The sequence below is a fragment of the Methanoregula sp. genome (assembly GCF_050010295.1).
GTDB lineage: Archaea > Halobacteriota > Methanomicrobia > Methanomicrobiales > Methanospirillaceae > Methanoregula.
In genome coordinates, this window is record NZ_JBEKLH010000002.1 from 1 (window position 1) to 17076 (window position 17076).

A 17076-nucleotide genomic window follows, 5' to 3' on the forward strand; every position below is an offset into this window, starting at 1 on the left:
GGCTGCAACTCGCCCACATGAAGCTGGAATCCGTAGTAATCGTGTCTCAAAATGGCACGGTGAATATGTCCCTGCTCCTTGCACACACCGCCCGTCAAACCACCCGAGTGAGGTCTTGATGAGGCCGTCGTATACGCGGCGGTCGAATCTAGGTTTTGCAAGGGGGGTTAAGTCGTAACAAGGTAGCCGTAGGGGAATCTGCGGCTGGATCACCTCCTAACGAATTTGATTTCGGGTTAAAAGCGGTTACTGGACAAACTGTAAAATTGCCGGTGTCGACATGAATAAGGTTCATTCGCCAGGATGGTGGCGGAGCGATCGGGTTCGAATCCCGGTGAGCCGGTTTAGATGCACCTCGAGATGTGAGTCACGAGGGAAGGGCTGAGAGTCAAACCAATGACTTTGCGAGGCCGTGTAAAGGTTGCACTCAGGACGTTAAATGGGTTTAGCGGAGCATTAGTATAATCCTACCATTGGATGGCTCGGTTCAAGTGCCGATGAAGGGCGTGCCAAGCTGCGATAAGCTCCGGGTAGACGCAAGGAATCTATGATCCGGAGATACCCTAATGGGACATCCTAACGCTTCGGCGTTTATCCGTAAGGATAGGGAACGCCCCGAATTGAAACATCTCAGTAGGGGCAGGAGAAGAAATCAACCGAGATGTCGTTAGTAACGGCGAGCGAACACGACAGAGCTCAAACCGAATCCCGCAAGGGAGATGTGGTGTCAGAAGCCCACCGTACGATCCAGGATGTGAAGCGGAAGTTGCCTGGAACGGCACACTGCAGAGGGTGATAGTCCCGTACGCAGAAGCAGACTGGATCAGGTGGTGTCTTGAGTAACGCGGGTTGGAATTCTCGCGTGAATTCGGGGGTCATCAACCTCCAAAGCTAAATACAACTTGAAACCGATAGCGAAATAGTAGCGTGAGCGAAAGCTGAAAAGTAACCCTGAAAAGGTGGTTAAAAGCGCCTGAAATTGGTAGGAGATCGCGAGTTGCGGCATGAAAGGATCTTGCATGCGAAGGAACCCGTCGCGAGGCGGTAGTACGGGCATGCCTGCCAGTGTCGCAACGTACGTTTTGAAGAACGGGCCAGAGAGTTTATTCTGTTGGCGAAGGTTAACCCAAAAGGGAAGCCACAGGGAAACCAACAAGTCCGTAGCAGCAATGCATGGGACGGCGTATTAAAAGTGCGCGGAGTCAGCAGGATAAGACCCGAAGCCGGGTGATCTATGCGTGGGCAGGTTGAAGCGTGACGAAAGACCGGAGGTCGTTGGTGAGGTAGAGCACTGATTGGGGGAGCTGGGCGGGAAACTGCTCACCCCCCTGTCAAACTCCAAACTCCCCAACACCCTAGATGGTTGGAAGTCCGCAATGCGGGGTAAGCTTGTATTGCGTAAGGGAAACAACCCAGACCGTGGTTAATGTCCCTCAATGTAGGCTAAGTGTAAACACTGAAATTGGTCCTAGGTCAAAGACAACTGGAAGGTGAGCTCAGAAGCAGCTATCCTTTAAAAAGTGCGTAACAGCTTACCAGTCAAGATTTAGGGCGGTGAAAATGGACGGGGCTAAAGCCTACTACAGAGACCACGGAGCACCGAGAGGTGATCTGGTAGGGAGGCGCTCTGCGTGGGTAGAAGCTGGGGCGTGAGTTCCAGTGGACCGCGTAGTGTTGAGAATTCTGGCACTAGTAGAAGCATAGATGGGTGAGAATCCCATCCGCCGCAGGGGCTAGGTTTCCTCGGCAATGATCGTCAGCCGAGGGTTAGTCGGTCCTAAGGTGCGTCGTAACTCGAACGTACCGACAGGGAAACAGGTTAATATTCCTGTACTGTGTGGTTTTTAGCGTAAGCCCTGACGCTTTGGGGTATGCCCGGCGGGACCGTCGTCCCGTCCAAGCGTATAACCCCCTGGAGTACCGTAATGGTGAGAATGGGGAGAAAGCGTGATGGGGTAACCAGGCAAATTCCCGGAGCCCATGAAAAGGGAATCACACATCCGTACCGAGAACCGACACAGGTGCCCCTCGCTGAAGAGGTGAAGGCGTGTCGGATTTAATCGTAGTTAAGGGAACTCGGCAAATTGGCCCCGTAACTTTGGGATAAGGGGTGCCTGCCTGGAGATCAGGCAGGTCGCAGAGACCGGGTCGCACTAACTGTCTAATAACAACATAGGTGACTGCAACTCCGAAAGGACTAGTATAGTCACTGATTCCTGCCCAGTGCGAGTATCTGAATACCGGGTTCAACCGGACGAAGGACTCGTAAACGGCGGGGGTAACTATGACCCTCTTAAGGTAGCGTAGTACCTTGTCGCTTAATTGGCGACTTGCATGAATGGATTAATGAGTGCGATACTGTCCCTAACACGAATCCGTTGAACTTTTTGTCCTAGTGCAGAGACTAGGGACTCCTGATGGGAAGTGAAGACCCCGTGGAGCTTTACTGCAGCCTGTCGCTGGATTACGATAATTCTTGCGCAGCGTAGATGGGAGGCGTTATATCCTCCACTTTCGGGTGGAGGGGAGCCAACGATGAGACACCATCCTAGTTTTGTTGTAGTCCTCACTCTTACGAGGACACCGGTAGGTAGGCAGTTTGGGTGGGGCGCCACACCCTCGAAAAAATATCAAGGGTGCCCCAAGGTCAACTCATGTGAGTCAGAAACTCACAGAAGAGTGTCAAGAGCATAAGTTGGCCTGACGCGATCATGCAAAGCAAATGATCGCGAGAGGAAACTCGGGTCTAACGAACCAATATAGCCTTTTGGTGAGGCTTATTGACTACAGAAAAGCTACCCCGGGGATAACAGAGTCGTCGCCGGCAAGAGCACATATCGACCCGGCGGCTTGCTACCTCGATGTCGGTTCTTTCCATCCTGGCTGTGCAGCAGCAGCCAAGGGTGAGGTTGTTCGCCTATTAAAGGGGATCGTGAGCTGGGTTTAGACCGTCGTGAGACAGGTCGGTTACTATCTATCAGGAGTGTTTGGAGTCTGAGGGTAAGAATGAAATAGTACGAGAGGAACTTTCATTCGGCGCCTCTGGTCGATCGGTTGTCCGACAGGGCAGTGCCGAGCAGCTACGCGCCAAGGGATAAAAGCTGAAAGCATCTAAGCTTGAAACCCGGCCTAAAAAGAGACTCCGTTGAGGACTCGGATAAAAGATCCGTTTGATAGGCTCCGGATGTACGCACGAAGGCAACGACGTGTTCAGTCCGGGAGTACTAACGTCCAAACACTAGTGCTCACCACGTTAAACCCAGACGAAATTCTGAGTGCAAACCTTATATCCTATCCTGACATACGGGATAGGGTATCATCCTACACGGTCGCCAAGGTGGCGGAGCGGCCACGCGGTTGACTGCAGATCAACTACACTCCGGTTCAAATCCGGACCTTGGCTTTCGGCGGGGTGCGAAGCAGCCCGTCGTGGAGAAGTGAGGCAAAGCCGAACTTCGACTCCGGAGAGGTTCGTAAGGACCTCGACGATCAGCAAGCATCTAAAAACAACATGTGGTGATAGCGGCCATAGCTGTCGGGACACACCTGGTCTCATTCCGAACCCAGCAGTTAAGCCGGCACACGTAGTATGTTGTACTGAGGTACGCGAGTCCCCGGGAAGCATACCAAGCTGCTATCACCTTCCTTCTTACACGGTCACTGTTTTAATGAAATTTTACTGAAGAGCGAAGGCTCTCGTTATCATGTCACCGTATCGTTTTTTCGGATACCGGCAGGTCCGCGGCCTGCGTGACATGTATAAAAGAAGGATGACAGGGTCATCCGTTCAAAAATGATCTTAACGCCTCTTCCGGATTACAATCCCTGCTGCCACGACGATTGCCCCGAGCTGAGCGTAATGGAGCGGGGCGTGCTGGGTCGTCCGCTGGACCGGAGCGGTCGTTGTGGCTGTTGCCTGGGGCGTCGGACTTCCTGCATCAGTGACCTGGAACGGGATCTCTGTATAGGTGTCATCACCATTATTGGGGTCACTGAATGCAGCAACGAGTGCCTCTGCCGCGTCGTTGCCCTGCAGGCTGCCTGGACCGGAGATCCTGAAGAGGTCCGTACCGTTGTTCAGTTGCAGGCTGCGGACGTAATCCCCGCTGACATCGATGTCGAACGTGGTGTTCTCCATCGGGTGCTGGACAATCACGAAGTACTGGCCGCTTGCAAAGTGACTGGTGACCTCCTGGAGGACTACATACTTGTACGAGGCATCAGAGTTGACAGATACAATTGACTTGGAGTAGTAGTTCTTACCGAGGATCCAGATCTGGACATTAGATGGGATTCCTTCCGCAACTCCGGAAACCGTAAGGGGTACTCCTTTTGAAATTGTTGCTGAGGAGATCTCTGCAGTTATGAACGGCTTTTTCAGGATAATCCCGACATTGGCGGCAGCCGGGCCCAGCTGGTCCTTTGCTTTCGGCTGGCTCACAGCAAAGATGGTATACGTCCCGGCATCCACCGTAACATTAGACGTATAAAAGGCATATTCCCAGGACTTATCCGCTTTTGTTTTCACTACCGTGAATGAGTCCGGGTTTCCGCTGACTACTTCCTGCAGAGGCGAGGTGAGTTTTCCCCCGCCACAGGGGATGCCGGGTCCGTTCATGAAGGTACCGGGTCCGGTGATGAAGAGGTACGTGGTATCCGAATCATAATTATGGCCACTGAGAACCACTTTTTCTCCCAGGTAATATGACTGGTCCCCTTGTGCGGCAATGGTAACTCCCGTGTTTGCGGATGCACCGGATACCGGTCCTGCATCAGTGACCCGGAATGGGATAACCGTATAAGTGTCAGCCGTATGGGTATCATCGTGCGCCGTGGGATCGCTGAATGCGGCAACGAGCGCATCTTTTGCATCGCTGCCCTGCAGGTTTCCCGGGCCGATAATCCTGAAGAGGATTGTGCCATTGTTCAGTTTCATATTGCGGACATAATCCCCGCTGACAGCGATGTCGAACTGGTTGTTTACCATCGGGTGCTGGGCAATGAGGTAATATTGTCCTGCCGGGAGATTCCCTGACATCGCTTCAGTGGCGGTAAAGGTAAATGACGCATCCGGATTGACCGGAGTTTTTGTCGTGAACGCGTAGTTTTTGCCAATAATCCAGATCTGGACCTCCGGAGGAATTCCTTCCGCAATTCCGGTGATGGAGAACGGCTGGCCTCTGGTGACCGATGCAGGGGAGATCTCCGCAGTGATGAATGGTCTTTTCAGGATCAAACTCACCGTGCCGTAGGTTGTTGTATCATCAAACTGGTCTCTGGATGTGGGCTTACTCACGGCATAAATAGTATACGTCCCAGCATCCATCATGAGATTGGCCGTATAAAAGCTATACTCCCATGTTTTATCCGGTTTTGTAATCACCGTTGTAAACGTACTGGGATCCCCATTGACCGGTTTTTGTTTTGGCGGAGTAAGAGTCACGCCACCCTCCGGAATGTTGGGGCCGGTTATGAAAAGGTACGTGGAATCCGAAGCTGAATTGATCCCGGAAAGGTCCACTTCCTCCCCGAAATAATAGGACTGGCTTCCTCTTGCAACGATGGTAACCACCGGCTTTCCCCCCGCATCAACGGAATATGCTGATACAGGAGATATCAGCAGGACTACTGTACCTGACAGGAGAAGCAGCAGGATCAACTTCTCAAACCCGTACTGGTTGTTGTGGCCTTGCACTAACATATGTAAATGTATCAATATTTACAATATAAAATCATTCCGACTTGAATTTTTACTGGTTTCCTGCCGGAACCCTGCGTACCCGGGCATTCCCGGTGCTGCTATGAACAAGGAGACCCCCTGCAGATGCCCGGGATAAAAACGGTATGAGTCTGTGTCCGTCCCTACGGATCCGGAGCCGCGTTTGTATGCCTGAAATGGCGTTTCTCATCCCCTTCGGTATTGTTCCCGCCCCGCGGGTCCGGCTGCCCGGGGATCCCTCATGGATGGGCTTTGGCCGGCTCATCCTACCTACCGGTAAAGCACGGGCCGAAGGGGGTGGCAGCACCACAAGCCCCGGCCGCCATCTCTGAACAACTGCGGATACCCGCTTTTACGAGGCAGTCCCCGGTCTCTTGCGGTCCCGTTCCGGTATGCCGGATATCCCGTTGACCGTCCTGATCCGGCAGAGGTCAGCAACCGCAACACCGGAGGCTGCAAAGACCGCACCCATCAGGATCAGGCAGGCAAGGATGAGCCCATAATAGGTTATGGGGAGCACCAGATGGCCGAGGTACATTGACTGGCCATAGCCATGGTCGATGAGCTGCTGGGGCACCTGGCCGATAATGAGCGATACTGCCGCGAGTGCGAGGACAATCCCCCCGTATACAAGGATGCAGCCCATAATCTCGAACGGTCTCCTTTTCATGACAGAGAATGACGTTGTGATGGCGTGGAACAGTCCTCTCTTCTCCAGTACCAGTACCGGTAGTATCCAGAGAATGAGGAGGAACAGGATGAAGTTGATGGCTGTTATGATCAGCCAGAAGTGGAGCGTGGTGTAGAGTTCTCCCAGGGCATAGATATAGGGAATCCAGAAAAACGCCGACAGGACGGTTCCCGCTGCAATGGCAATAGACCAACTCTGGGTGATGATCCCGAACACGAGGGTCGATATGAGGGCCATTCCCATGGAGAGAAATACCAGCGGCCAGCGGAGGCCCTTTGTGATGGCGAGTCGTTCGTGAATCGTGGGGGGCTGGTTCCTCTCACTTCCGTGTACCGCCAGGACCTGACTTGTTACCAGGAAGGAGAAACAGGACACGCAGATCATCTCTGCCAGGAAGAACCAGGGATCGAGGTATAATGACATGCTACCCATGGATAGCGTGACCGGGAACGACAGTGTATCGTTGACGTGCATATTTCCCCATGATTCTGCCACGATCAGGAATGCCATCAGGAGCCCGGAGAGGATTGCAAACCAGAACAGGTGCCGGTCCCGGGCTACCGTTTTCAGGCTTCCTGTAGCGATGCTGACCCCCTGCCGTACATGGACGGATCTGCCGGCGGGCCCGCTGCCATCCGGGCTGTCGGCTGGAACTGTTTCAGGCAGGACCATGAGGGTCGCCAGTGCAGGACGAACGGTGGGTATTTTCGGGCACAGGCACAGCCACCGCCCAGCGGTAACAGAAATAAAGCGCATCAGCTCATCTCCCTGGAAGGTTCAGCGGATCTTGGCATCTGCCTGCTCTTTGCCTCCCTGAAAAGGTCCAGTACTGCAATCCCCCCGACCGTTGCCACGACAAACACAAGGCCGGCTAGGGCAAGAACGTACAGGAGGCCGGCTGCAATCCACGCCTCACTGGGGTGCGTGAACGTAGCGTTCATTGGGCCGGCAGCCCACCACACAAGATCAACCACGGAGAACCGGAAGAGCAGGAACGCGAGCCAGGCAGCGAATACTACCATTCCAAGGCCCAGGACGCAGGCCGCCACTTCACCCCGGATGTTCTTCATCAGGGTACATGATCCCAAAACAGCCTCCTTCAGGCTCTTCCTCTCAAGCACGAGGAGGGGCACGACAAACAAGGTAAGGACGAAGAGGAATACCGTGATCGCTGAAAGGATCAGGGTATCCTCGAGCGCCCAGCTGATCAGCCACCCCTCCCCGCCAAATACCGGCGGCAGGTTGGGAACGTAGAAGGTGGGTACGAGGACGAAGTTGAAGGGGAACGTGTAGCGCACGTTAAACAGGAATTCGTAGAGTGTACTCTGGAGTGCCGAGACGATATTGAATGGCTGGAACCATGCCGGCACATAGGAATACATGCCAGCGACATAGATCAGAGTGCCAGCGAGTGCCACGACCACGGACCACCCGGTAAGAGGCCTCAGGTATTTTTTTGCCTTGCTGAGTCCCTGGAAGAATGAGACCGTATCGCCTTCCTCTGAAGAGAGGCTTAAGACAAGGCCCGCCAGTAAGAATACCAGGCAGAAGACCGTCAGGAGCTCGATCGCAAATGTCTGGACAAGCAATGAGGGCAAACCGCCATAGTGAGAATCAACGAAAAGCAGCCACCGGGTGTTGCGAACGAAGAGCTCCCCCCGGGCGATGAATGGATGAACGAAGAGCTGAATCCCTGCGAGTGCGGCGACCACGGATCCCCCGGTAAGAGGTATCAGGTATTTTTTTGCCCGTTTCAGTCCCTGAAAGAATGAGACCGGACCGTCTTTCTTTGACGAGAGGCTTAAGGCGAGGCCCGCCAGTAAAAATCCCAGGCAGAACACCGTGAGGAGCCCTGCCACAAATGTCAGGACGAGCGATGGGAGGAGAGAGCCGGTATCGTCGAAGAAAAACCACTCTGGCATTACGTAGAGCCCCGCTTGGGCAATGAGGTGCACGGCCAGCACAAGTCCGACCAGGAGCGAGAACCAGAGGAGCTGCGGGTTATGAATCAGCGTTTTCGTACCTGACAGGGCAGCCCCGATTCCCCGACGGATCGTTTCCGGTCCGCCGGCCCCGCCATCCGGGCTCCCCTCATGGGCGGGTTCAGCTGGATAACCAATACCTGTCTGCGAGGAATGGAATACCGGCGGTTTCCGGCACAGGCCGAACCAGTGTTCAGTAATTTCAGATACCCGGGTCATTTTGTGCTCTCCCGGATCTTTGCGAGCAGTTCCTCTGCCATCTTCGTCGGGTCGGCGGTCTTTTCGAGTTTTATCCCCAGCTCGGCTGCGAAGTCCCAGATGAACTCGATGCATCTTGTGAACTCTTTGCAGGAGATGCAGTCGCCATCATGCTCGTACCAGACCTGCATGCCATGCTTCTCCGAGACCAGAATATAGGCATTGGTCTGGAAGGGTACAGATCTCCCGAACAGGATGCCCCGCTCTACATCGATCTTATCAATCTGGATTCTGTTTGCCCTGGCCATCTCCCGCAGCGAGGCATCGATCTTCTCGTTCATCGCAAGGAGTGCCTGGGACACTCCCTGCCTTGTTATGCCGAGCTCGTTTGCAATAGAGACATTTGACATCCCGCTGCGCCGCATCTTCCAGAACCCGAACTGTTTCTCATTGGTTGGAAGGAACATATGTAAATGTATGAACATTTACAATATAAAACATTTGTCAATCTCTCTTATTCGCATTTTTGGGATACAGATAATACATGTGGTACCGACGGGCGTTACCGGAGGTACTGTAATTTCTTCACCTGTGTGATACAGATGGTCGATTGCAGAATCCAGAAGTTAAGCCGGCACCCGTAGTATGCTGTACTGATGTACGCGAGCCCCCGGGAACCATACCGAGCTGCGATCACCTTCCTTCTTACACGGTATTTGTTCTTATGAAATTTTATTGGAGAGCGCAGCCTTTACAAAAAATGTCATTCTGTCCATACCGGGACAACATCAGGTTCGCGCCCTGAATGATGTGTTATCAAAACCTGTAGTGAACAGCGGCCCCGGCTCTTTTCGGGCACTCGGTCCCTGCCGTTTCAGGGAGGAGAGAACGATCCGCTGTCCCGATCCGCGTTCGGAAGAATCAGGGACCTGAGGCAGGGACTCCCATTTCAGCGGCGATATGCCGGAAGTCCTCCTCCGGGATCTCGATGAGCCCAAAGCGCATGACATAGCCCCACGCCTTCTTGTTCCGGATGAACTTCAGATCGCCGACCAGGGGTGCGGCCGGCACGTCTTTTGTTGCAACGTACTTCACCCTGCGCCGGAACGGCCGGAAATCCGGCGATTCTTCTCCCTGCCAGATCTCCTCATCTTCGACGAAGCCAAGCGCGGTGAAGGCCCCGAGCGGTTCATGTCCCGAATACTCTTCCTTCGGGGAATAGTAGACGATCCCATCTCCCGCATGCATCCGTACAAGACCCGATCGTTTGCCGTGCCCTGCCTGCGCAATACCGAGCGAGACACCGTGCACGACATGGTCCTTTGAGGCGACAACGATCCAGTAGCGTGGCATGCGATAAAACTCCCGCCCATTCCTCCCGTGTTCCAGACGATAAAAACTGAAAAAATTACTGGACCTTAATCTCCCGTTTCCCCGCCCACAGGCCGTGAAGGTTGCAGTACTCGAGGGCGTGGATGACGCCGCTCTTTGGCAGCTTTACACTCAGGATTATATCCGGTTGGGTCGTTACCGGATTGAATGATACCTTGCCGAGGAAAACCGGGTTGAAGGCCCGCCCCTCCTCTTCGAACATGATCATGATCCACCGGATCGAGTGCTCGACCGTATTCGGGTGGGGCCCCACGGATACCTTCAGGCTGAAGAGTTCATCAGGCTTCACCTGAGCCGGCGCCTCGATCTTCGGCGTGTGGCTCTCCCGCTTGCCGAGCGCTTCCCCGGCTGCGGCATCATACGTGTAAATCAGATCACCGAAAGCATGTCCTGTCATACATTCACCTTTATCCGTGTCTCCCTCTCGCCGCCGCCCGTATCGTGTCGGGCTTCTTCTGCGCCGGTCCCGTTTCGAGGAAGTCCAGCAGGGCCCGGTTGAGTTGTGCCGCATGGGTCCAGTTCAGGCCATGCGGGCCACCTTCCACTACGACAAGCCGGCTGTCTTCGAGCAGCTCATGCGTGAGCTTGCCCGATGCCGCCAACGGGACGATCCTGTCCGAATCGCCGTGGACGACAAGGGCAGGCACCCGGATCGCCGGAAGATCGTCGCGGAAATCGGTCAGCCATGCTGATACGCAGGCCAGGGTCGCGATTGCTGAAGCTCCCGCTGCGACTGTCCAGCTGAGCTGGACCGCCTGGTCGCTGATCAGGTGGTTTCCCAGAAGATCGACATTGTAGAAATCATGGAAGAACTGCGCAAGGAATTTCGGCCGGTCCTCCACGATCGCCTGCCGGATCCCGTCGAATACGGCGCCGTCAACACCTGCAGGGTTGTCGTCTGTCTTTAAGAGGAACGGCGGGATCGCCGAGATGAAGGCGACGCTCTTCACGCGCCGGGAACCATAGCTGCCGATATATCGTGCAACCTCGCCGCCCCCCATCGAGAACCCGACCAGCGATGCATTCTTCAGGTTGAGCTTCGTCATAACCCTGTGCAGGTCCTCTGCGAACGTGTCATAGTCGTACCCCGAAGACGGGCGGCCGGACCTCCCGAATCCCCGGCGGTCATAGGTGACAACCCGGTAACCTGCGTCCAGCAGTACCGGCACCTGTTTCTCCCACGAGGCCCCGGAGAGAGGCCACCCGTGGATCAGGACAACCGGCTCGCCTGAGCCCTGGTCCTCGTAATAGAGATCAATAGTTCCGGAGTTTTCTTTCCCAACGGTGATGTAAGGCATTTTTTCCTCCTCTGGTTGATCAACCTGCTCCCTTTCCCGTCTCCCGATAAAAAGGTATGCGCAATTTCCATTTTGAGAATAACCGTATGAAATACCTGCAAACCCGGGAATCCTGCCAACCGGCCCGGGCATGAAGCCGGGATGTACCGTAATCGATAGGTTCATCCCGTCCGGTCCCGATACACGCCGGCATGGCACAACCGCTCATTCTTGTCACGGGTTCCACGGATGGTATCGGGAAAGCCACTGCGACCGGACTGGCCACCGGGGGAGCCGAGCTGATCCTACACGGGAGGGACGAAAAGAAAGGGAAAAAGATGCAACGGGAACTGGGACAAAAAACGGGAATCCGCCCGGATCTCGTCATCGCCGACTTCGCCCGGCAGGACCAGATCCGCCGGATGGCAGCGGATCTCGCGTCGCGGTACACCCGGCTGGACGTCCTCGTCAACGACGCCGGGACCTACCAGAAGACCCGGCACATGACGGAGGAAGGAGTCGAGCTCACCTTTGCCGTGAACTACCTCGGCCCCTTCCTCCTCACGCACCTGCTGCGTCCGCTGTTCGGGAACGGATCCCGCATCGTCACCGTCGCCTCGAGTGCCCACTTCGATGTGGACCGGATCGACTGGGAGAACCTGCCGAAGGTCCGCCGGTACGATCCCTGGGGTGCATACTCGCTCTCGAAATTTGCCGATGTGACGTTCACCTATACTCTTGCCCGGAACCTCGAAAGGACCGGGATCACTGCCAACTGCCTGCACCCCGGGGTCGTTGACACGAAGCTCTCCCGATCCGCCGCTCCCGGTATTACCACCATCACGCCCGAAGAAGGGGCGCAGACCTCGATATATCTGGCACGCTTCCAGGAGGTGGCCGGGGTATCGGGCCGGTATTTCGACGAACAGCGGCAGGTCCGGTCTTCTGCATTGACGTACGACCGTGAAGTGCAGGAACGGCTCTGGAAGATGGCGGAGGAGTTGACCGGGATCAGCGGGGTCGCAGGGGACGATCGGTAAGTGCGAATACGGTGTCCGGCCATGAATCGCCCAACTCCTTTCCCGGCGGTAATCACCCGATAGAGACGATACGCCCGCTCATCCCCAGCCGATCAGTTCATACGACTGGAACGGGTCCTCCCCATCAAGGTATTTGTTGGGAAACTGGTACCGGACCGGCACGGGAATGCCCGGTGCGACCCAGAAGGTAACCGGGGTGCCATCGCGGAACCTGCCGGTATATGTACGGGCATTGGGATACGTACCCGCCGGCACCACAACGGATTCCGTGCCTCCGCCGGTAAGGGTAATATTCATCTCGCCAAACGGCGTGATCCCCATCTCGTACGAAGGCCGGTCCTCCCGGCTGAACTGCTCGACGGCAGGGAGATTTGCCCGGGGTTTCGCCGTCCCCATTATCGTCTCTGTCGTTGTCCCCCCGAGGAACGTATTCGTGGATGCTTCATAGTACCTGTCGGTGACCCTGATCGACCCGTTCGCCGTATGAGTGAGCACACTGCCGACCCATTCCGGATAATCCGCAGTTTCCGTAATTTTGTAATGGATTGAGGGAGTCCCCGTATATGTCTCCCGGGAGCGCTCAACCCTTTCATGCATCTCCCACTGGTAGCGGGGATTGGGCGGCAGGGTCTGGGTGATATTATTCCGGTATTCCACCCAGCGGTATGTGCCAAAGACCTTTGCCTGCGCCGGTGCAGTTGTCGTCCCTGCAGTAATGGCAGGGGCCGGGGGTGGCGGTATGATTGTGTTTTTCAGAACTGCCGGTGTGGATATAATCTCCGGTGCTGGCGATGATGTCACCGGAGATGATAACGAACGTGCATCGGTGCATCCTACGGATACCGCGGCAATGATCAGGATATAGACAATAAAAATCCGGTACAATGGTTCATTCATTCACACACTTCCGATGAGTGATCGTCTTGACGCATTCCCTCAGTGTGTTGCCGATGCCTTCCTGGCTCAGTTGTTGGCCTCGAAGATCTCTTTTCCGGGAGAACACGTAGATCGCGAGGAAGATGAGCGGGATGACGAGCACGGAGGCCGCCCAGGTCAGCGGCCGCCATGCAACAACGTCGCCAAAGAGCGAGTCTTTCTCATACTTCACCCCGGCATGCAGTGTCCCGGCATCGTAATAGACGAGCAGTGCGGAAAAGACCCCGGCTATGGCGAGCATCTTGAGATCCACAAGGCAGAACAGGCCGGCCACCAGCAGAAAAATCAGGAGGACGTTTTCCTGGTATGCCGGCCGGGATTCGGCCGGGGCTGTTGTCGCGGAGGGTGGAGTGGCCGGTACAGGCGATGGCTGGGCGGGAGCCCGGCATGGCACCCCCGGATCGGGATATGTCCGGGTCTTCCGGACTGATCCCTGAGGGCACCAGCCCAGCCAGCCCCGGATCACCTCAGAGATCCTCATCATCGGACGGGCTCCGCAATTACAGGAGTATCTCTCTCCGGGACCGGTTGGACAGTATTCGTTCTCCCGCTGGCATAGAGTGCCCCGATCGCGATCCCCGTCGCCGTGGAACCGACCGCCATCAGGATTCCGCAGGCAAGGAGGAACCCATAACAGACAATGGTCATCAGGACCTGTCCGCGGGAGACCTGGAGGAAGAAGTCATAGTCATGGTTGAGCAGGAGCGCCGACTGGCCGATCAAGAGGGCGATGGCAGCGACCGGAATGAGGATCGCCCCCAAGACGAGGATGCAGCCCAGCATCTCCCGCCAGGTCTTCTTTACGAGGGTAACGGACCCGGCAAGGGCCGGGAGCAGCCCCTTGTTCTCCAGCACGATGCCCGGCACGACATAGAGTGCGATCGCGAACAGGACGATGTTGATGACCATGATCTCGAATGAGAAATAAAGCGCGGAAAAGACCTCATTGGGAATATAGTAGGCATAGGGGATGTGGAAGAGCGTGAGCGAGATGCCGAGCTCGATCTTACCGATTACCTGGCTCTGGGATGTGATCTCGAAGAGGATAGTAGCCGCGAGAGCCATCACAACGGACAGCGCTGCAAGCGGGCCGGCATTCACGTTGACACCGTCGAACCCTTCCCGGATCGTGACCGGCTTTTTTACACCGTTCCCGTTCCGGTAGAAGACAAGGCCCGCAAGCAGAAGGGTAAAGCATGACAGGCAGATCCCTTCGATCAGGAAGAGCCGTATATCAAATACGCTGAAGAACGAATCTCCAAAGGGAATGAAGATACGGGCTGGCAGGGTGGAATCATAGTGTGTTACATTCCACCCTTCCGCCACGACCAGAAAGAGGATCACGAGGCCGGCAAGGAACGAGAACCAGAGCAGCCTTTTGTCCCTGATCAGGGTTTTGATGCTCCCTGTGGCGATACTAATTCCGCGCCGGATCCGACCCGGGCCCCCGGCAGCCCCGCCGCCATCTGACTGTGCGGGATTTACGGTGACGGACGGTATTACGAGAACCGCCGGGGCTGTGCGCATGACCGGTGCGTTCGGGCACCAGCCGAGATACCCGCGGATCACTTCAGAAATTTGCATTCTGGGGACACCTCGCAGCGGTAAATGAACGGGTCTTTTTATCGAACATCAGTACGCACCCTGTCTTCCGCTCCCATAACAGGATCAGAGTGAACACGTACCAGGGAATGAAGGCAAATCCCGTAGTAAAAGCAGGGAATGCGAGTGCCCCGGAGAGCGAGATGAGGAAGAGCATCGCCGAAAGGAGGAGGACGACGCCAAGCGGGATTGCGCCGGCGATAAGAAATGTAAGAATGTACTCCTTTTGCCCGGTCTTTATTGTCGCGCCTTTCTTGAGCATCCCAAGACTGTGCCACAGCCACCACCCGAAGAAAACAAAGACGCCCAGTCCTGTAACCACTCCAAGGCACAGCATTAGCCTCGTGAGATCGGCTGCCTGGAAAATCCAAACGAGGGGTATGGAGATAAAGGTAAAAAATACTGCCCAGAGGAGAACCTGGTTCCTGAACCGCTCCTGCCATCCGGTATGTGCAGGAATCCCGGCCCCCTGCACTCGCGAACTGCCCGCTCCGTTATCATGAAACACCGGCAGTTGTCGCATCGGAGTACGTGCGTTCGGGCACCACCCGAGCCACCCGTGGATCACTTCAGAGACCCGGGTCGTCATGGATATTCACTCCCATCCCGTTTTCCCTCGAACATCGCAGACAGAACCCCTGTCTCCCCATAGGTGTAGAGACCCGCGATCGCGATCCCGAGGACGGTTGAACCGATAAAAAGCAGGACGATCATCACCAGCATATAGGCAACGACGATGGCACCCGCCGTCGCAGCACTGAACCCGATCGCGATCATGGGGACGAGGGATGTCAACAGGACAGCAAATGCAATCAGGAAGAAGATGATGAAACAAACAAGTATCTCCCTCCAGGTCTTCCTGAACAGGGATAAGGATCCGGTGATTGCATGGATCAGGCTTTCATTCCCAAGGACAAGGAGCGGTACAACATAAAGGGTGAGAAGATAGAAAACGGCCACGAATGGAATCGAAATGAAGATCAAGGCAATGTTTCCCGCAGAACCGGGCGTCGTCGTTGCAGGGTTCATGATGAGAGAGAACGCGGTTCCGATGAGTGCCCCGATCACTGCCCAGCTGAGAAGAGGCCGCAGGCAGTTCCCAGCCTGCTCCAGTCCGTCCCTGACGGTCGCGGCCCGGCCCGAGAGGATGAGCGCGACTGATGCGATCAGCGCTGCCAGAAGATAGTAACTGAGAAAGGCACTGATCAGCCCGACGGTGAATGTCAGGACAATCCAAGGCAGCGACCCTCTCACGATCAGGACGGAGGCAGGGCCGGTCACGAGTTTTGTCCCCGGAAACAGCGGAGTGCCGGAGATGAACTGGAGGTACAGGTTTATGACGAGACTGAAGATCATCACCAGGCCGGCCAGGAGCGAGAACCAGAACAGCCGCCTGTTACGGAACAGGATTTTTATGCTCCCTGTTGCCAGTCTGATCCCCCGGTCGATCCGTCCCGATCCCCCTGCCCCTCCACCTGGCTGTGCAGGATGCGTAGTGACCGGCGGAGCAACGATAACCGGTGGAGCAGTGCGCATAGTCCGTGCATTCGGGCACCAGCCCAGCCATCCCCGGATAACTTCAGAGAGACGTGTCATCATACCATCGCCTTCACTTTCACAAACAGTTCTTCTGCCATCTTCGTCGGGTCGGCGGTCTTTTTGAGCCTGATGCCAAGCTCGGTTGCATAATCCCAGAGCAGCTCGATACATTCAGTGTACCGCTGGCACGTGCTGCAGTCACCGTCGTGCTCGTACCAGACCTGCACCCCGTGCTTTTCGGAGACGAAGATGATCGCCGCGGTCTGGAAGGGGATCGACCGGCCGAGAAGGATCCCCTGCCCGGCATTGATTTTGTCGATCGCGATCTGGTTTGCATTCGCCATCTCGCGCAGCGTGGTCTCGATCTTCTCATCCATGAGCAGGAGCGCCCGCGAGACCGCCTGCCTGGAGATCCCCAGCTGGTTCGCGATGGCGATGTTGGAGACGCCGCTTCTGCGCATCGCCCAGAACCCGAACTGCTTGTCGTTCGTTGGCAGGAACATGTGTCAACATTTGCATGTTGACTATATATAATTTGCCGGATGCCGCTGTTCCTCGTATCGGGTATTTTGTCATGCCCGGAATCTTCGGAAAACGGGGAATCCGGATACGGTTCCTGATAAAAAAAGGGGGGGGAAGTTTACCGGCGGCAGGCAACCAGCGGAATCTGACAGGAAGATGCTTCTGATCTTTCATCAGC

15 protein-coding genes, 1 tRNA gene and 3 rRNA genes are annotated in these 17076 nt (G+C 55.6%); 6 read left to right on the forward strand and 13 right to left on the reverse strand.

Going from position 1 to position 17076, the window contains the following annotated elements; all coding sequences use genetic code 11:
- The 4 genes from ABSB80_RS02960 to rrf form a co-directional block, all read left to right on the forward strand.
- Positions 1 to 218: ribosomal RNA gene (locus tag ABSB80_RS02960) — 16S ribosomal RNA — on the forward strand; the annotation flags it as partial.
- Between the two features lie 233 nt (positions 219 to 451).
- Positions 452 to 3247: ribosomal RNA gene (locus ABSB80_RS02965) — 23S ribosomal RNA — on the forward strand.
- Between the two features lie 84 nt (positions 3248 to 3331).
- Positions 3332 to 3403, forward strand: a tRNA-Cys gene (locus ABSB80_RS02970).
- 115 nt (positions 3404 to 3518) lie between these two features.
- Positions 3519 to 3640, forward strand: a 5S ribosomal RNA gene (gene rrf / locus ABSB80_RS02975).
- Positions 3641 to 3799: 159 nt separating this feature from the next.
- Here the strand turns inward: rrf and ABSB80_RS02980 are convergent.
- Entirely contained in the window at positions 3800 to 5701 is a 1902-nt protein-coding gene (locus ABSB80_RS02980; protein ID WP_428368008.1) for a hypothetical protein, read from the reverse strand.
- A gap of 185 nt (positions 5702 to 5886) precedes the next feature.
- Between ABSB80_RS02980 and ABSB80_RS02985 the strand changes: the two genes are divergently transcribed.
- Positions 5887 to 6051, forward strand: a complete 165-nt coding sequence (locus ABSB80_RS02985) for a hypothetical protein (protein WP_428368010.1) — start codon at positions 5887 to 5889, stop codon at positions 6049 to 6051.
- Positions 6052 to 6071: 20 nt separating this feature from the next.
- Here ABSB80_RS02985 and ABSB80_RS02990 read toward each other — a convergent pair whose 3' ends face one another.
- The 6 genes from ABSB80_RS02990 to ABSB80_RS03015 form a co-directional block, all read right to left on the reverse strand.
- Entirely contained in the window at positions 6072 to 7166 is a 1095-nt protein-coding gene (locus tag ABSB80_RS02990) for a hypothetical protein (RefSeq protein WP_428368012.1), read from the reverse strand.
- On the reverse strand, positions 7166 to 8611 hold the full coding sequence (locus ABSB80_RS02995; RefSeq protein WP_428368014.1) for a hypothetical protein: 1446 nt from the start codon (positions 8609 to 8611) through the stop codon (positions 7166 to 7168). The genes ABSB80_RS02990 and ABSB80_RS02995 overlap by 1 nt, the downstream gene beginning before the upstream one ends.
- Complete coding sequence (locus ABSB80_RS03000; RefSeq protein WP_428368016.1) at positions 8608 to 9057, reverse strand: hypothetical protein; 450 nt, start codon at positions 9055 to 9057, stop codon at positions 8608 to 8610. Before ABSB80_RS03000 ends, ABSB80_RS02995 begins: the two co-directional genes overlap by 4 nt.
- A 454-nt stretch (positions 9058 to 9511) precedes the next feature.
- A complete protein-coding gene (locus tag ABSB80_RS03005; RefSeq protein WP_428368018.1) occupies positions 9512 to 9943 on the reverse strand; it encodes an EVE domain-containing protein in 432 nt (143 codons plus the stop codon).
- Between the two features lie 55 nt (positions 9944 to 9998).
- Positions 9999 to 10379: a class II SORL domain-containing protein gene (locus ABSB80_RS03010; RefSeq protein ID WP_428368020.1), complete on the reverse strand. Its 381-nt coding sequence runs from the start codon at positions 10377 to 10379 to the stop codon at positions 9999 to 10001.
- A gap of 10 nt (positions 10380 to 10389) precedes the next feature.
- Positions 10390 to 11280, reverse strand: coding sequence for an alpha/beta fold hydrolase (locus ABSB80_RS03015; protein WP_428368022.1), 891 nt, complete (start codon positions 11278 to 11280; stop codon positions 10390 to 10392).
- A gap of 191 nt (positions 11281 to 11471) precedes the next feature.
- Here ABSB80_RS03015 and ABSB80_RS03020 point away from each other — a divergent pair, with 191 nt between their 5' ends.
- Entirely contained in the window at positions 11472 to 12299 is an 828-nt protein-coding gene (locus ABSB80_RS03020) for an SDR family oxidoreductase (protein ID WP_428368024.1), read from the forward strand.
- Positions 12300 to 12377: 78 nt separating this feature from the next.
- Here the strand turns inward: ABSB80_RS03020 and ABSB80_RS03025 are convergent, their stop codons facing one another.
- Genes ABSB80_RS03025 through ABSB80_RS03050 form a run of 6 tightly spaced genes read right to left on the reverse strand, consistent with a single transcriptional unit; the run spans position 12378 to position 16879 of the window.
- A complete protein-coding gene (locus tag ABSB80_RS03025; protein ID WP_428368026.1) occupies positions 12378 to 13196 on the reverse strand; it encodes a hypothetical protein in 819 nt (272 codons plus the stop codon).
- Positions 13189 to 13719, reverse strand: coding sequence for a hypothetical protein (locus ABSB80_RS03030; RefSeq protein WP_428368028.1), 531 nt, complete (start codon positions 13717 to 13719; stop codon positions 13189 to 13191). Before ABSB80_RS03030 ends, ABSB80_RS03025 begins: the two co-directional genes overlap by 8 nt.
- Entirely contained in the window at positions 13716 to 14819 is a 1104-nt protein-coding gene (locus ABSB80_RS03035; RefSeq protein WP_428368030.1) for a hypothetical protein, read from the reverse strand. The genes ABSB80_RS03030 and ABSB80_RS03035 overlap by 4 nt, the downstream gene beginning before the upstream one ends.
- Positions 14806 to 15426 carry a DUF1673 family protein gene (locus ABSB80_RS03040; RefSeq protein WP_428368032.1) on the reverse strand — a complete coding sequence of 207 codons (621 nt, stop codon included), beginning with the start codon at positions 15424 to 15426 and terminating at the stop codon, positions 14806 to 14808. The genes ABSB80_RS03035 and ABSB80_RS03040 overlap by 14 nt, the downstream gene beginning before the upstream one ends.
- Entirely contained in the window at positions 15423 to 16436 is a 1014-nt protein-coding gene (locus ABSB80_RS03045; RefSeq protein ID WP_428368034.1) for a DUF6159 family protein, read from the reverse strand. Before ABSB80_RS03045 ends, ABSB80_RS03040 begins: the two co-directional genes overlap by 4 nt.
- Entirely contained in the window at positions 16433 to 16879 is a 447-nt protein-coding gene (locus ABSB80_RS03050; protein ID WP_428368036.1) for a hypothetical protein, read from the reverse strand. The genes ABSB80_RS03045 and ABSB80_RS03050 overlap by 4 nt, the downstream gene beginning before the upstream one ends.
- Positions 16880 to 17076 lie beyond the last annotated feature (197 nt).

What these genes read in the sequence shown, in the direction of transcription:
- ABSB80_RS02980 (WP_428368008.1), bottom strand. Translation starts at nt 5,701, where the DNA reads ATGTTAGTGCAAGGCCACAACAACCAGTACGGGTTTGAGAAGTTGATC.
- ABSB80_RS02985 (WP_428368010.1), top strand. Translation starts at nt 5,887, where the DNA reads ATGCCTGAAATGGCGTTTCTCATCCCCTTCGGTATTGTTCCCGCCCCG.
- ABSB80_RS02990 (WP_428368012.1), bottom strand. Translation starts at nt 7,166, where the DNA reads ATGCGCTTTATTTCTGTTACCGCTGGGCGGTGGCTGTGCCTGTGCCCG.
- ABSB80_RS02995 (WP_428368014.1), bottom strand. Translation starts at nt 8,611, where the DNA reads ATGACCCGGGTATCTGAAATTACTGAACACTGGTTCGGCCTGTGCCGG.
- ABSB80_RS03000 (WP_428368016.1), bottom strand. Translation starts at nt 9,057, where the DNA reads ATGTTCCTTCCAACCAATGAGAAACAGTTCGGGTTCTGGAAGATGCGG.
- ABSB80_RS03005 (WP_428368018.1), bottom strand. Translation starts at nt 9,943, where the DNA reads ATGCCACGCTACTGGATCGTTGTCGCCTCAAAGGACCATGTCGTGCAC.
- ABSB80_RS03010 (WP_428368020.1), bottom strand. Translation starts at nt 10,379, where the DNA reads ATGACAGGACATGCTTTCGGTGATCTGATTTACACGTATGATGCCGCA.
- ABSB80_RS03015 (WP_428368022.1), bottom strand. Translation starts at nt 11,280, where the DNA reads ATGCCTTACATCACCGTTGGGAAAGAAAACTCCGGAACTATTGATCTC.
- ABSB80_RS03020 (WP_428368024.1), top strand. Translation starts at nt 11,472, where the DNA reads ATGGCACAACCGCTCATTCTTGTCACGGGTTCCACGGATGGTATCGGG.
- ABSB80_RS03025 (WP_428368026.1), bottom strand. Translation starts at nt 13,196, where the DNA reads ATGAATGAACCATTGTACCGGATTTTTATTGTCTATATCCTGATCATT.
- ABSB80_RS03030 (WP_428368028.1), bottom strand. Translation starts at nt 13,719, where the DNA reads ATGATGAGGATCTCTGAGGTGATCCGGGGCTGGCTGGGCTGGTGCCCT.
- ABSB80_RS03035 (WP_428368030.1), bottom strand. Translation starts at nt 14,819, where the DNA reads ATGCAAATTTCTGAAGTGATCCGCGGGTATCTCGGCTGGTGCCCGAAC.
- ABSB80_RS03040 (WP_428368032.1), bottom strand. Translation starts at nt 15,426, where the DNA reads ATGACGACCCGGGTCTCTGAAGTGATCCACGGGTGGCTCGGGTGGTGC.
- ABSB80_RS03045 (WP_428368034.1), bottom strand. Translation starts at nt 16,436, where the DNA reads ATGATGACACGTCTCTCTGAAGTTATCCGGGGATGGCTGGGCTGGTGC.
- ABSB80_RS03050 (WP_428368036.1), bottom strand. Translation starts at nt 16,879, where the DNA reads ATGTTCCTGCCAACGAACGACAAGCAGTTCGGGTTCTGGGCGATGCGC.